This is a genomic window from Streptomyces sp. NPDC047049, assembly GCF_040643995.1.
Classification (GTDB): Bacteria; Actinomycetota; Actinomycetes; order Streptomycetales; family Streptomycetaceae; genus Streptomyces; species Streptomyces mooreae.
Map to the genome: position 1 here is coordinate 178,713 of NZ_JBEYVM010000009.1, position 14,609 is coordinate 193,321.

Below are 14,609 nucleotides of genomic sequence, written 5' to 3' on the forward strand. Positions count from 1 at the left end.
TTCACACCGTTCTCCGTGCGTCGCACAGCGTCGCCACCGACGCCAGCCGTTCCACCAGGTCTCCGAACACCGCGTCGGTCCGCTCCCGCTGAGCGCGGTCCAGATGGCTCAGGGCCGGCCACCGTCCGTCCTTCCGGAAGCCGTCGAGCAGTCGCTCTGTCCGGTTCAACTCCCGCTCCACGTATGGCAGTTGAGGGTACCGGGTCACCAGCAGGGGGCGCAGCCGGGTGAGGACGGCCCGGGTTCCGTCGAGGTGGGCGCGGGCGGTGGCGAGGGTGCTGCCGCTGCCGTAGTCGGTCCGTCCGGTCAGCTCGGACTGCAGCGTGTTCTCCAGGATCTCGTGTGCCCGCAGGCCGAGGTCCGCCGGCTCCATCCGCGTCTGCGCCCAGTGGTCCCGCAGCTTGCGGACGGCGTCGTCGAGAGCGGCGGCCGGTGCGCGCAGGGAGTCGGCGGACCGCCCGTGCCACAGCCCGTATTCGATGCGGTGGAAGCCGGTGAATTCCGGGTCGCGGTCGCCGTCCGGCAGACCGGCGCTGGTGCCGTTGATCTGCTGGTCCGCGTCGCCGAAGGCCCCGTATGCCGCGCCCAGCCGTTCGTAGGCGAGGTGCGCGGGCAGCCAGGCGTCCCGGGCTGCCGCCAGGTCCCCGCGCGCGAGGGCGGCCCGCAGGGTCCCGGTCAGGCCGACGAGGTCGTCCAGGCCGCCCGCGACCCACTTCTGATAGTCGAGCGCCGGGGGGATCAGATCATGCTCGGTGACCGGGGCGGCCGCGGGGCCGGCCCGACCACCCCCGTCGATACGGACCGTGGGGCCCGTGACCGCGTCGGCGTCGTCCGGCAGGCACCTGAAGGCGTACGAGCCCCGGCCCAGCCGGACCCGCAGGTGCCGCGTGGTTCCGGGGCCGATGCCCTCCACCTCGCCGTACACGGCGCCGCTGCGCGGGGACGTGAGGGAGACCTCGGCCGCCGCGGCGGAGGTGTTGTGCAGATCGAAGACCTGGGTGCCGGCGCGGGGGTCGCCCCATCCCCGGCCGCAGCCGCCCGGCGACACCTCGACGGTGGTGTGCCGCAGCCCGTCCGTCGCGGCGGCCTGCCCCTGCCCCGCGGCGCCCTCCGGGTCACCGGACAGCACCGGCACCAGCGCCGCCAGCAGCCCGCCGGCCAGGACCACGCCCCCGCTCCACCGGACACGAGGGGACCGCAGCTTCCCGAGAGCGGTCCGCGGCACTCCGAGCCTCCCGGGGGTCGTTCCCGCCACGCGATGACGGGCGTGGCGCAGGATGGGGAAAGGGCCGCGGCCCGGAGCGTTCCGCCAGGGCCGACGGCAACGCTGCACATGCTAGACAGCGCGGTGCGCGCGAACACGCTTTCCCTGGAAGGGATGCCAAGATTTTCCTGGTGGTTCATCGGACCGTTGCCGTGCGCGAGTTCGGCGGGCCGGCCGGGTCGGTCAGGCGGAGCCGGGGTGAGGAGCGGCGCGGACGTGCATCCGCTCGCCCTGTGCCCCGAAGAGGCTGAGGAATTCCACGGGATGCGGCCCGGCGTTGGCGAAGCCGTGCGGCGTGTGGGTGTCGAATTCGGCGGCCTCGCCGGAGGTGAGGACGAGGTCGTGGTCACCGAGAGCCAGCCACAGCCGGCCGGAGAGGACGTAAAGCCACTCGTAGCCCTCGTGGGTGCGCAGTTCAGGCCGTGTGCCGGTGGTTTTCCTGGCGGGGAGGATGTGTTTGAAGGCGTGCAGACCGCCGAGGTGACGGGTCAGCGGCACAAAGGTCTGTCCGTTGCGGGTGAAGGGGCGCGGATGGACCCGGGGGTCGCCGGTGGCCGGTGCCCCGACCAGCTCGTCCAGCTGCACTCCGTGGGCCTTGGCGAGCGGGAGCAGGAGTTCGAGGGTCGGTTTGCGCTGCCCGGACTCCAGGCGCGAAAGAGTGCTGAGCGAGATGCCGGTGACCTCGCTCAGCTGCGCCAGGGTGGCCCCGCGCTCCCGCCGCAGCGCCCGTAGCCGCGGGCCGACCGCGTTGAGTACACCGGGAATGTCATCGTCCGCCATGGTTCCATTTGCCGACCCGGCAACAACTTTTGTCAAGTCGGCGAGGAGGTGCGCCGCACCGACTCCGACCCGGCCGCGCCCGGCTTCCTCGCCGGTACGCACCGGACCCCGCCGGGCGGGAGCCGCGGAGATCACCCGATTGGCGCACCACACCGACCACCCACCACTGTCCGTAAGTCACTGTGGAACGGCAGGACAAAGGCCTCCGTCAGGCCATTGCCCGCGCAGGAAGGAAAAGCCGCCCCCGCATCTCCGCTTTTCGCTGACCGGGATGAATCGGCGTGTTTCTGGCCGGCGGCCCGATACGACCGCATGCGTGCGCCCGGTCTTTCTTCGCACGCGGTGAATTCACTCGTCCCTTCTCACGTCGGGAGCTCACCATGGAACCCGGACCTCACGTCTGGAACTGCCCGTTCGACTATGCGGAGGGCCTGGAATTCGATCCGACGCTCAAGCGCCTGCTGACCGAAGAACCGGTCGCCCGCATCCGGCTGCCCCACGGGGAGGGCGAGGCATGGCTGGTCACGAAGTACGACGACGTACGCACGGTGACGACCGACCGGCGCTTCAGCCGGAGCGCCGTCATCGGCCGGGACTTTCCCCGTATGACGCCCGAGCCGATCGTCCAGGATGAGGCGATCAACGTGATGGACCCGCCCGCCAGCAGCCGCTTGCGGAGCCTGGTCTCCAAGGCGTTCGCCCCGCGTCATGTGGAGCGCATGCGGGCCCGCACCCAGCATGTCGTGGACGAGCTGCTGGAGCGGATGGCCGCGCAGGGTCCGCCCGCCGATCTGATGGAGAGCCTGGCGAACCCGCTGCCCCTGACGACGATCTGCGAGGTCCTCGACATCCCCGAGCGCGACCAGGCGCAGCTGCGCGCACACGCCCGGACCATGATGAACGTGACCGTCGAGAACCGGGAGCGCGCCGTCCGGGCCAAGGCCGACATGCGGGCCTACTTCGAGACGCTGACCGCGAAGCGGCGTCAGCACCCGGGAGAAGACCTGATCAGCGCCCTGGCCACGGCTCGGGACGGGGATGAGATCCTCAATGACCAGGAACTGACCGTGATGGCCATGGTCCTGCTCATCACCGGCCAGGACACCACCACCTACGAGATCGGCAACCTCGCCTACACGCTGCTCACCCGGCCCAAGGAGCTCGCGATGCTGCGCTCCCGTCCCGAGATGCTTCCGCAGGCGCTGGACGAAATGCTGCGGTTCATCCCCTTCCGCAAGGGCGTCGGCATCCCCCGCGTCGCCACGGAGGACGTGGAGTTGAGCGGTGTGACGATCCGGGCCGGGGACATCGTGCACGTCTCCTATCTGACGGCCAACCGGGACAGCCGGAAGTTCGACCGGCCCGACGAACTGGACCTGGAACGCGAGGGCCGCACCGCCCACATGACGTTCGGCTGGGGCGGACACCACTGCCTGGGCGCCCCGCTCGCGGTCACGGAGCTCGAAGTCGCCCTCAAAACCCTCCTCGACCGCTTCCCGGATCTCCGGCTGGCACAGCCTGCCGAGGAAGTCCGCTGGAACACCACCTCGATCTGGCGCTATCCGCTGGAGCTGCCGGTCACTTGGTAACGGTGAGCCACGGCCGCAAAATGCAGATTCCACCCGCCTGGCGTACGGTTACTACTCGGAAAGATCAATCCACCAGCACGGGGAGAGTTCATTCTTCGACGGCTGGCCCGCCCGATTCCCTTCCGGGGTCGTCCTTTTCGAACCGCCGGATCCGCACATGGTTCCTTCGCCCGCTCCGCATGGGCGAGTTACCGCGACGGATACCACCGGCCGAAAGGAAAACGACTCGAATTCAGCGCAGGGAATCCCCGAGGGGCCACAGTCTGCAAGGAGTGCATCTCATGGCGGTTCTGTGCAAACCAGCAATCGCGGTCCCTGAATACGTCATCACCCAAGACGACACCCTCGAACTCGCGCAACGGCTGCACAAGGACCACACGCAGCTGAGGCTGATCCTGCGGCTGATCGAGAACACCGGCGTCCTCAAGCGGCATCTGATCCAGCCGATCGACAAGGTGCTCAAGCATCCGGGGCTCGATGCCCGTAGCGCGGTCTACGAAGAGGAGTCCAAGGCCCGCGTGCCCGCCGTGGTCCGCAAGGCACTCGACCAGGCCGAGCTGGAGCCGCAGGAGATCGACCTCATCGTCTACGTCTCCTGCACCGGCTTCATGATGCCGTCCCTGACCGCCTGGCTCATCAACACCCTGGGCTTCCGGTCGGAGACCCGGCAGATGCCGATAGCCCAACTCGGCTGCGCGGCAGGGGGCGCGGCGGTCAACCGGGCGCACGACTTCTGCACGGCGTACCCCGACGCCAACGTGCTCATCGTCGCGTGTGAGTTCTGCTCGCTGTGCTACCAGCCCACGGATCTGGGTGTGGGGTCGCTGCTGTCGAACGGCCTCTTCGGTGACGCGGTCGCCTCCGCCGTGGTCCGCGGGAGCGGTGGCACCGGGGTCCGGCTGGAGCGCAACAGCTCGTACCTGATCCCGAACACCGAGGACTGGATCTCCTACGCGGTCCGGTCCACCGGCTTCCACTTCCAGTTGGACAAGCGCGTACCCGGGACCATGGAACCGCTCGCCCCCGCCCTGCGCGCCGTCGCCGAGCAGCACCAATGGGACGCGGGCGACCTGGACTTCTACATCGTCCACGCGGGCGGTCCGCGCATCCTGGACGACCTGTGCCGCTTCCTCGAGGTCCCTCCGGAGGCGTTCCGCTTCAGCCGCGCGACGCTGACCGAGTACGGCAACATCGCCAGCGCGGTGGTGCTCGACGCCCTGGCGCGCATGTTCGACGAAGCGTCGGCCCTCGACGGCCAGCGCGGCCTGCTGGCCGGCTTCGGCCCCGGCATCACCGCCGAGATGGCCCTGGGCACCTGGTCCTCCGCCCCTGCGCCGGCGGCATGACCCGACCGCTCGGTGTGCCCGGCAGGTGAGCCGCCGGGCACACCGGGCGGAGCGCGGATCCGTTCCACCGTCCGCCGCCGTGGCCGTCATGACCCTCTCCCCTCCGGCCGGCCGGGCCTCTCCCGGCCGGTCCGGCATGCCCCGCTCGGTCTGGCATGCCCCGGCCGGCCGCCGTCACCGGATCGAGCGCCACCCGACTGCGGCAGCCAGCGGGAGCACGGCGGTAATTCGCGCATACCGTGTATATGCCTTGAACAGGAATATCTTGACATATACGCCTATGCGTTTTATGTACGAATCATACGGACGACGAGGTATGGCCCGCCTCCATATCAGCAGGTGAGAGGGCGTGCCGGGGAAGCCGCGGGGCGACCTGGGCGTTCCGGTCCGGCGTCCGCCAGGGGCCTGCAGGCGTCGGGCCCCGGTGCCGGGCGGTGCCGGCTCCGGGAGTCGGCCGCAAGACGAGGAGAAGACCATGGCACGTGCAGTGGGTATTGACCTTGGTACGACGAACTCGGTGGTCAGCGTGCTGGAGGCCGGTGAGCCCATCGTGATCACCAACGCCGAGGGGGCCCGGACCACCCCGTCGGTGGTCGGGTTCGCCAAGGGCGGCGAGGTGCTGGTGGGCGAGATCGCCAAGCGGCAGGCCGTGACCAATGTCGACCGCACCGCGCGGTCGGTCAAGCGCCACATGGGCGAGGCGCAGTGGCGTTTCCCGGAGAGCGGCGACATCGACGGCAAGCGGTACACCGCGCAGGAGATCTCCGCGCGGGTGCTGCAGAAGCTCAAGCGCGATGCCGAGGAATACCTGGGCGAGGACGTGACGGATGCGGTGGTCACCGTTCCGGCGTACTTCAATGACGCCCAGCGCACCGCTACCAAGGAGGCCGGCGAGATCGCGGGCCTGAAGGTGCTGCGGATCGTCAATGAGCCGACCGCCGCGGCGCTGGCCTACGGCCTCGACAAGGAGAACGACCAGACCATTCTGGTCTTCGACCTCGGTGGCGGCACCTTCGACGTCTCGCTCCTGGACATCGGCGACGGCGTCGTCGAGGTGAAGGCCACCAACGGCGACACCCACCTGGGCGGCGACGACTGGGATCAGCGGATCGTCGATCACCTCACCAAGCAGTTCAAGAACGCCTACGGCATCGACCTGTCCCAGGACAAGATGGCCACCCAGCGACTGCGGGAGGCCGCCGAGAAGGCCAAGATCGAGCTGTCCGCGGCGACCGAGACCACGATCAATCTGCCGTATCTGAGCGCGTCGGCCGAGGGGCCCCTGCACCTGGACGAAAAGCTCACCCGCTCGCAGTTCGAGCAGCTCACCGCCGATCTCCTCGAACGCTGCAAGACCCCGTTCCACAATGCGGTGCGGGATGCCGGGATCAAGGTCTCCGACATCAATCATGTGATCCTGGTCGGCGGCTCGACCCGTATGCCCGCGGTGACCGACCTGGTCAAGGAGCTGACCGGCAAGGACCCGCACAAGGGCGTCAACCCCGACGAGGTCGTCGCCGTCGGCGCCGCCCTGCAGGCCGGTGTCCTCAAGGGCGAGGTCAAGGACGTCCTCCTGCTGGACGTCACCCCGCTGTCCCTGGGCATCGAGACCAAGGGCGGCATCATGACCAAGCTGCTCGAACGCAACACCACGATCCCGACCAAGCGCTCCGAGATCTTCACGACGGCCGAGGACAACCAGCCGTCCGTGCAGATCCAGGTCTACCAGGGCGAGCGCGAGATCGCGGCGTACAACAAGAAGCTCGGGATGTTCCAGCTCACCGGCCTGCCCCCGGCGCCCCGCGGGGTCCCGCAGATCGAGGTCTCCTTCGACATCGACGCCAACGGCATCATGCACGTCACGGCCAAGGACCTGGGCACGGGCAAGGAGCAGAAGATGACCGTCACCGGCGGCTCCTCGCTGCCGAAGGACGACATCGACCGGATGGTCCGCGACGCCGAGCACCACGCCGAGGAGGACCGCCGCCGCCGGGAGACCGCGGAGACGCGCAACCAGGCCGAGCAACTGGTCTACCAGACCGAGAAGTTCCTCAAGGACAACGAGGAGAAGGTCCCCGGCGAGGTGAAGACCGAGGTCGAGACCGCGATCGGTGAGGTGAAGGAGAAGCTGAAGGCCGACGGGTCCGCCGAAGGTGACCACACCGCGGAGCTGCGTACCGCCTCCGAAAAGCTCGCGACCGTCTCCCAGAAGCTGGGCCAGGCCATGTACGCCGAGGCGCAGTCACAGGCGCAGGCCCCGGGATCCGCACAGGGTTCCGAGGGGGCAGGCGGATCGGGCGCGGCCACCGGCGAGCAGGACGATGTCGTCGATGCGGAGATCGTCGATGACGACAAGCAGGAGGGAAGCGCACGATGAACCGTCCTACCCACGTCCGTGACCTCCCTCAGCCGCCGCTGGCTCTCGTGGGGCACCGACAGGAGGAACCCCCCGGACCGGTCCCGCCCCGCGCCACCCAGGCCGGGGAGCGGCCCGCTCAGGACACGGATGGGCCGCCCGGGAACGGCCGGGACCCCGGTCGGCCGTCCCGCCAGGAGGGGGCCGCCGCGCGGCCGGCGTCGCAGGACGCGTCGCTGCGAGCCGAGCTCCAGGAGCGTACGGCCGATCTGCAGCGGCTGAAGGCCGAGTACGACAACTACCGCAAGCGGGTCCACCGCGACCGCCTGGCGGTCGGTGAGATCGCCGTGGCCAATGTGCTCAGCCGGCTGCTGCCCGTGCTCGACGCCCTTGCCGAGGCCGGGGAGCAGGGCGAGGTGACCGGTGGTTTCCGGCGCATCGCCGAGGCGCTGGAAACCGAATTGGGGGCGCTGGGCCTCCAGCCCTTCGGTAGGGCGGGCGCCCCCTTCGACCCGCTGATCCACGAGGCCATCACCTACACCCCTGACGACCGGCTGGAAGAGTCCGTCTGCACCGCGGTCCTCCGCCAGGGCTACCGGGTGGGCGACCACCTGTTGCGTCCCGCGCAGGTGACCGTGGCCGGCAAGCCGCCCGCCGGGGCATAGCACCCTCCGGACCGGACCGGCTCGGACCACCGGGCCGGACCACGGGACGGGACCGCATCCGCTCACCGGCCCTTCCGTCGTGGCACCACGACGGAAGGGCCGGTTTCCGTCATGCCGTGGCACGGTCCGTGCCGGGCACCCGCGCCCTGAATTTCCTTCCGCATCGGTTCCGCACCGTGGAATTCACGTGGTGAGCCGCCCCGTTCTCCCTTTCCCCGCAGGCCAGAGCGGGTACACGAAGGGGCACCAGGAACCGGATCAGGCATCAGGGAGTTCCGGTCCGCTCGCGTCGGGGCCGGTGGAGTGATCGACGAGTTGACCGACGGATCATGCCTTCGCCGGGACGGAATTCCGCCCTCCGCGGGCGGCTGCGCATATGTGCGAGTCACGGGGGCACGCGGTCCTCCATCGCCACAGACATCCACCGTACTTCGACAAAAACCCTACGACGCACGACAGGCGGGATCATGGCGACCGAGGAAAACACGGACCGCAAAGAATCAAACCGCAAGGAAGAAGCACACCCCCACGGCGGACCTGACCGGATCGCCGCCCCCACAGCAATGCGCCACGCTGCGGGGCAACTTGCCCAGATGCTGCAATGCGAGCCCGCCTCGGTGTCGGCGCTCAAGGCCACCGATGACGGCTGGTCGGCGGATGTGGAAGTGGTGGAGATCGAAAGGGTTCCGGACACCGCGAGCGTCATGGCTTCCTACCGCGTTCACCTCGACGCACAGGGCCAACTCCTGGGATACGAGCGCACTCGCCGCTATGGACGCGGCCAGATCGACCGATGATGCGGCCACGCTCGGCCCGGCCATGACGTGACGGCCCCATGACCCGCTCCAGTCAACTGGAAGGGATGATTGACCGTGACAGCCATTCAGCAATCCCACGCACCGACCAGCAGCGGCGGCAGCGGCTCGGGAAATCTCTATGACGTCCTTGAGCTGATTCTCGACCGGGGACTTGTCATCGACGCCTTTGTGCGGGTTTCCCTCGTCGGCATCGAAATTCTCAAGATTGACGTACGCGTCGTCGTCGCAAGCGTGGACACGTATCTGCGCTTTGCCGAGGCGTGCAACCGTCTGGACCTGGAATCGGGCCGCAAGGCACCGAGCCAGCTCACCGATCTGGTCGGTGAGGCAACCGAGAGCGGCGCCAAAGGAAAGTCGAAGGGCGCACTGACCGGCGCCGTTGAGGCATTCACCGAGTCCCTGCACAAGGGCCAGGAGGGATCCGGGGAAGAGGCCGAGGAAGAGCGCCCGGCGCGTAAATCCACCGGCTCCACCAGCCGTCGCACGGCCCGCCGTCGGGAGGACTGACCATGGCGACCTACCTCTACGCCGTCACCGGCGCGGAGCACCCCCTGCAGCTGTCCGGCGTCACCGGTGTCGGTGACCCGGCGGCCCGGCTGCGCACCGTCAAGACGAAGGACCTGTGCGCGGTGGTCAGCGACGCACCGGACGGGCTGCGGGCCAAGCGCCGCGATGTGGCGGCCCATCAGAGCGTCCAGGAACGGCTGCTTGCCGATGGTGCCGCCCTCCCGATGCGCTTCGGGCTGGTCGGCCCCGACGACGCGCAGGTGGTCTCCGCCCTGGAGGAACACCGCGAGACCTACACCCAGCGTCTCAAGGAGATCGACGGCTGCCGCGAGTACCACCTCAAGGTCGCACGCGACGAGGACGACCTGCTGCGGGAGATCGTGCGGGAGTCCGCCGAGGTAGCGCAGCTCAACGACCGTACCCGGCAGAATCCGGACGCCTACGACGCCAAGGTGGCCCTGGGCGAGCTGATTTCGCAGGAGGTCGAGGCCCGCCACGACCGCGCCCGTACGGACATCGTGGCCCGGCTCGCGCCGGCTGCGGTGCGCACCGCGAACGTCGAACCGACGAAGCGCCACTTCCTCAATGTGTCGTTCCTCGTCGAACAGGAGAAGGCAGCGGCGTTCTCCGAGGCGGTCCACACGGAAGCCGGACGGCGCGGAGACGCCTACGCCTTCAGTCTGCACGGCCCGCTGCCGCCGTACAGCTTCGTCTGACGGGCGGACGGCGATCCGTCATGGGCCTCATCACGCAGATCCTGACGCTGCCGGCCGCCCCGGTGCGGGGCACGGTCTGGGTCCTGGACCAGGTGCTGCTCACCGCGGAGCGCGAGTACTACGACCCGGAGCCGGTGCGGGAGGAACTGGCCGCGCTGGAGCAGCAGTTGCTGGACGGAAGCATCACGAGCGAGGAGTTCGACTCCCGCGAGGACGAGCTCTTGGACCGGCTGGAGTGGCTGGAGGCCAGCCAGCAACGACTACGTACCGACTCCTGATCACGGGGAGAACGAGGTGTACGAGAGATGATGAGCAACGCCAAGATAGGTGTGGCCCTCGTAGGGGGCTACCTGCTGGGGCGCACGAAGAAAGCCAAGATGGCCATCGGCCTGGGCATGTTCCTGGCCGGCCGGAAACTGCATCTGGACCCGCGGCAACTGGGCGCCCTGGTGGCCAACTCACCGGTCCTCGGTCCCCTCAACGACCAGGTGCGCAAGGAGCTGGTGGACGCCACGAAGTCGGCCGCCGGCGCCGCGCTCAACCAGCGGATGAACGGTCTCGCCGACTCCCTGCACGAGCGGACCCTGGCCCTCAACGAGGGCGGGGCGGACGGTACCGGGCGCGCGGCGGACGATGCGGATCCGGAGCCCGAGGACGCGCCGCGGGACGAGGCAGGGGGCGAGGCACAGGACGAGCGGAAGCCGGCCACGAAGACGGCCAAGAAGACGGCCACCACCTCGGCCACGAAATCGGCATCGGCCGGGAAGTCGACCGCCACCGACCGGTCCTCCAAGGCACGGCGCTCGGCGTCGAGCGCGGCCAAGACCTCGTCGAAGGCCGCGTCCTCCCGCGGACGCACCTCCACCGCCCCGGGGCGGAAGGCCGCCTCCGGTGCCCGTAACAAGGCTTCGAACAAGGCTTCCGGCGCGGCGCGCACGGCTGCCGACCGTGGGGGCAGCAATGGCTGAGTCGACCTTCAGCAAGATCAAGGACGAGGTGACCAAGAGCCCGGCGGCCGACCAGCTCAAGGAGGAGCTGCAGCACTATCTCCAGGCACGGGCGGAACACGCGGTCACCAGCCTCGGCCACAAGCTGGGCGAGAGCGTCGGCAAGCTCGCCGAACCCGGCCAGGGCGCCGGTGGCCCGGTGAGCAGTCTGGCGAAGGGCGGCAAGGCTCTCGGCGAGGGCAAGTCGCCGCAGCAGGCAGCGCTGACCGCGGGCGCCTCGCACCTCAAGGACACCGTCAAGGACAAGGTGAAGAGCCTGTTCGGCAAGGGCCGCAAGGGCGGTGGCGGCAAGTCCAAGAGCGTGACGATCGTCGAGGACATCGATGTGGGTGTTCCCGTACGCGAGGCGTATGACCAGTGGACGCAGTTCCAGGAGTTCAGCACCTTCGCCAAGGGCGTCGTCAGTGTCGACAAATCCGATGACACCAGCAGCAACTGGAAGGTGAAGGTCGCCAAGTCCACGCGCAGTTGGCGGGCCAATGTCACCGAGCAGGTGCCCGACGAGCGGATCAGCTGGACCACCGAAGGCGCGAAGGGCACGGTCAAGGGTGTGGTGACGTTCCACCGCCTCACCGACAACCTGACCCGGGTGCTGCTGGTTCTCGAGTACTTCCCCAAGGGGCTGTTCGAGAAGACCGGCAATATCTGGCGAGCCCAGGGCCGCCGGGCCCGGCTGGACCTCAAGCTCTACCGCAAATTCATCATGCTGCGCGGCGAGGCCACGGATGGCTGGCGCGGTGAGATCCAGGACGGCGAGGTCGTGGTCGAGCACGAGGACGCCGTCGCGGCGGAGGAGGAGGACCGACAGGACGCCGAACGCGGCTCCGACGAGGTGCGCCCCGGGGACGACGAGGCCGACGAGACCGATGAGGAAGCCGACGCCGAGGACGAGGAAGACGAGGACGTCGAGGGCGAGGAAGATCCGGAGGACGAGGGAGACCCGGAGGACACCTGGGACGCCGAGGAGGAGGGCGTGGACGACCGCGACGGTCTCGCGGAGGGAGCCGAAGGCGAAGTCGGCGATGACGGCGACGAAGACGACCTCGAAGAGCTCGTGGACGAACACGAGGACCACGGGGAACCCCTCCACGAGGACGACGACCCGGCGGACGACCGGGACCCGTACGACGAGGACGAGCCGTCGGCACCCCCTCGGGGCCGCCGGGCCGCCGTTGCCCGCTGACCCGTCCCGACCGCGACCACGACCGCGACCGCACAGACGAGGCTGATCATGTCCGATTCACTGGCCGGCCGTATGGGGCCTTCCTCCGGTCCGTCCCCGTACGGCCGGCAGGGGTCGTCCGCCAACCTGGCCGACATCCTGGAGCGCGTCCTCGACAAGGGCGTCGTCATCGCGGGCGACATCCAGATCAACCTGCTCGACATCGAGCTGCTGACCATCAAGCTCCGGCTGCTGGTCGCTTCCGTCGACAAGGCCAAGGAAATGGGCATCGACTGGTGGGAACACGATCCCTCCCTGTCGTCCCGCGCCCGCGCACCGCAGCAGGTTCCCGAGGGGCGCCCGCCCGCCCTCGCCGGTGACTCGCTGGCCGAGGAGAACCGGCAACTGCGCGCCGAACTCGCCGAACTGCGCGCGGCCATCGGCTCCTCCCGGGGCCAGGTCCCCGACGCGCACCCGGCAGACCGCAAGGAGGAGCAGTGAACCGCCCCCTGCAAGGAGCGAAGGAGACCGCCGCTGCGCCGATCCCCCGCGAGCGGCCCACTGATCAGCCAGCTCATCGGCCCGCCGGTCAGCCCGCCGGTCAGCCCGCCGACCGGCCCGCCGACGGGCCCGCTGATCAGCAAGAATCCGACCGCTCCCGGATGTCGTACGTCTACGCCATCGGCCGCGCCGGCACCGCCCTCGAAGCGTCGGCTCCTCGGCTGACCGGACTGCGGGACGGCCCCCTGCGGACGGTCACCGCCGGCCGTCTGACCGCCCTCGTCTCCTCCGTACCGGCCGACGCCTTCAGCACGGAGGGCATGAAGGCGCAGTTGGAGGACCTGACGCAGCTGGAGACGATCGCGCGGAGACACCACGCCGTCGTCGAGGCCGCCTGGGCCGGCACCATGGTGCTGCCCATGCGCCTGGCCACGGTGTATCTGGACGATGGCCGGGTGCGGGCGATGCTGGACGAGCGCGGCGCCGAGTTCGACGCGCTGCTCTCCCGACTCGAAGGCCATGCCGAGGTGGGGGTGAAGGTGTACGCGGACGCACGCGCGGCGGCCGCGGCCAAAGCTCCCGCGCCGTCCGACGAGGCGGCCCCCGCTGCGTCCGCGGTCAGCCCCGGCCGGGCGTATTTGCAGCAGCGGCGGGCCCAGCAGCGCACGCATCGTGATGCCTACCGCGCGGCGGGAGCCGTCGCCGGCGAGGTGCGGGGCCGGGTGGCCGACATGGCTCGGGGCAGGGTCGCGCACCGGCCGCAGCAAGGTGAACTGGCGTCCGGTGCAGGCGAGAACATCGCCAACGAGGCCTACCTGGTCCCCACGGACCGCATCGGGGAATTCCACCGGGCTCTGAAGGGTCTGGCCGATGGCGTCCCCGGCGTCCGCGTCGAGATCACCGGTCCGTGGGCCCCGTACTCCTTCGCGACACCGCCCGCGGAAGGCACACATCCGTGAAGGGAACCGACCTTCATGAAGCCGCTTTCCCAGACGCCTCGGACATGACTTCCTCCCATGTGACGGACCACTCGGGGGAAGAATCTCTTGCCGGGCGGCAGATTGCTCTGATCGATCTCCTGGACCGTCTCCTGAACGGCGGTGCGGTCCTTACCGGAGATGTGGTGCTGTCCATTGCCGATGTGGATCTGGTGCATATCAACCTGCGAGCGGTGATTCGTTCGATCACGCCCGACAGTCCGGCACCGTGGTGAAGATCCGCGGCGCCGTATAGGCCCTACGAAGAAGACTCCATGAAGAAGACCCCCATGAACCCGCTTGCCAGGCTCATCAGTTCGCCTCCCGCACCGCCCCCGGGGAGAAATTGCCATGTGGCGGAGGGATACGTACGCCATGACGGATGAACCGGTTGATCCGGCCACGCCCGTGAAGCCCGCCTTCGCGGAGGTGGCACAGGCGGCGGCACGGGCGTTCGACCTGGTGCCGGCCGGGCCCGGGGAGCACCGCCAGGGGCGGGACAGCGCCATCGCCCAGCGGCTGAAGACCGACCCGGAGACGGTCGAACGCGACCTCATCAAATTGGTGCTGACCATCGTGGAGCTGTTGCGGCAGCTCATGGAACGCACCGCACTCCACCGTGTCGACCAAGGCGATCTGAGCGAGGAGCAGGAAGAGAAAGTCGGGATGACGCTCATGATTCTCCAGGACCGTATGACGGAACTCTGTGAGCGCTACGGCCTCACGATGGCCGACCTCAATCTCGACCTCGGCCCCCTGGGCTCCCTGCTGCCTCCTCAGGACATCGCCTGACGTCACCTGATGTCGCCCGATGTGGCCTGAACGATTTCGTCGACCTCACCGATCTCCCTGAGTCCGCCTGCTCTCCCACGTATCACGCACGTACCACGCCATGTTTCCACGCGCCGTGAGCGGCAAGAC

The 14,609-nt window shown here is 69.0% G+C and carries 16 protein-coding genes; 14 read left to right on the forward strand and 2 right to left on the reverse strand.

Annotation, left to right across the window (positions count from 1 at the left end; all coding sequences use genetic code 11):
* Position 1 precedes the first annotated feature (1 nt).
* The gene (locus tag ABZ851_RS21550; protein ID WP_361129941.1) at positions 2-1,168 is read right to left on the reverse strand and encodes an EfeM/EfeO family lipoprotein; all 1,167 of its coding nucleotides are present in this window, start codon (positions 1,166-1,168) and stop codon (positions 2-4) included.
* Positions 1,169-1,447: 279 nt separating this feature from the next.
* Positions 1,448-2,044, reverse strand: a complete 597-nt coding sequence (locus ABZ851_RS21555) for an XRE family transcriptional regulator (protein ID WP_361129944.1) — start codon at positions 2,042-2,044, stop codon at positions 1,448-1,450.
* 380 nt (positions 2,045-2,424) lie between these two features.
* On the opposite strand from ABZ851_RS21555, the gene ABZ851_RS21560 reads away from it, so the two are divergent.
* From ABZ851_RS21560 to ABZ851_RS21625, 14 genes are all read left to right on the forward strand, one after another.
* Positions 2,425-3,633: a cytochrome P450 gene (locus tag ABZ851_RS21560; RefSeq protein WP_361129947.1), complete on the forward strand. Its 1,209-nt coding sequence runs from the start codon at positions 2,425-2,427 to the stop codon at positions 3,631-3,633.
* Positions 3,634-3,914: 281 nt separating this feature from the next.
* Complete coding sequence (locus ABZ851_RS21565) at positions 3,915-4,979, forward strand: type III polyketide synthase (RefSeq protein WP_361129950.1); 1,065 nt, start codon at positions 3,915-3,917, stop codon at positions 4,977-4,979.
* Between the two features lie 475 nt (positions 4,980-5,454).
* Entirely contained in the window at positions 5,455-7,356 is a 1,902-nt protein-coding gene (gene dnaK, locus ABZ851_RS21570) for a molecular chaperone DnaK (RefSeq protein WP_361129953.1), read from the forward strand.
* Entirely contained in the window at positions 7,353-8,000 is a 648-nt protein-coding gene (grpE, locus tag ABZ851_RS21575; protein ID WP_361129956.1) for a nucleotide exchange factor GrpE, read from the forward strand. The genes dnaK and grpE overlap by 4 nt, the downstream gene beginning before the upstream one ends.
* 464 nt (positions 8,001-8,464) lie before the next feature.
* Positions 8,465-8,797 (forward strand): gas vesicle protein, encoded by a 333-nt coding sequence (locus ABZ851_RS21580; RefSeq protein ID WP_336054572.1) that lies wholly within the window; start codon positions 8,465-8,467, stop codon positions 8,795-8,797.
* A 75-nt stretch (positions 8,798-8,872) separates the two neighbouring features.
* Positions 8,873-9,325, forward strand: coding sequence for a gas vesicle structural protein GvpA (locus tag ABZ851_RS21585; protein WP_336054559.1), 453 nt, complete (start codon positions 8,873-8,875; stop codon positions 9,323-9,325).
* 2 nt (positions 9,326-9,327) lie between these two features.
* Positions 9,328-10,041, forward strand: coding sequence for a GvpL/GvpF family gas vesicle protein (locus ABZ851_RS21590; protein ID WP_336054558.1), 714 nt, complete (start codon positions 9,328-9,330; stop codon positions 10,039-10,041).
* A 20-nt stretch (positions 10,042-10,061) separates the two neighbouring features.
* Positions 10,062-10,319 (forward strand): gas vesicle protein GvpG, encoded by a 258-nt coding sequence (locus tag ABZ851_RS21595; protein WP_361129960.1) that lies wholly within the window; start codon positions 10,062-10,064, stop codon positions 10,317-10,319.
* 30 nt (positions 10,320-10,349) lie between these two features.
* Positions 10,350-11,009 carry a hypothetical protein gene (locus ABZ851_RS21600; RefSeq protein ID WP_361129963.1) on the forward strand — a complete coding sequence of 220 codons (660 nt, stop codon included), beginning with the start codon at positions 10,350-10,352 and terminating at the stop codon, positions 11,007-11,009.
* A complete protein-coding gene (locus tag ABZ851_RS21605) occupies positions 11,002-12,231 on the forward strand; it encodes an SRPBCC family protein (RefSeq protein ID WP_361129966.1) in 1,230 nt (409 codons plus the stop codon). Before ABZ851_RS21600 ends, ABZ851_RS21605 begins: the two co-directional genes overlap by 8 nt.
* A gap of 48 nt (positions 12,232-12,279) precedes the next feature.
* The gene (locus ABZ851_RS21610) at positions 12,280-12,711 is read left to right on the forward strand and encodes a gas vesicle protein (RefSeq protein WP_361129969.1); all 432 of its coding nucleotides are present in this window, start codon (positions 12,280-12,282) and stop codon (positions 12,709-12,711) included.
* Positions 12,708-13,670 (forward strand): GvpL/GvpF family gas vesicle protein, encoded by a 963-nt coding sequence (locus ABZ851_RS21615; protein ID WP_361129972.1) that lies wholly within the window; start codon positions 12,708-12,710, stop codon positions 13,668-13,670. Before ABZ851_RS21610 ends, ABZ851_RS21615 begins: the two co-directional genes overlap by 4 nt.
* 44 nt (positions 13,671-13,714) lie before the next feature.
* Entirely contained in the window at positions 13,715-13,924 is a 210-nt protein-coding gene (locus ABZ851_RS21620; protein WP_336054571.1) for a gas vesicle protein, read from the forward strand.
* A 139-nt stretch (positions 13,925-14,063) separates the two neighbouring features.
* Positions 14,064-14,480, forward strand: coding sequence for a gas vesicle protein K (locus ABZ851_RS21625; RefSeq protein ID WP_361129975.1), 417 nt, complete (start codon positions 14,064-14,066; stop codon positions 14,478-14,480).
* Positions 14,481-14,609 lie beyond the last annotated feature (129 nt).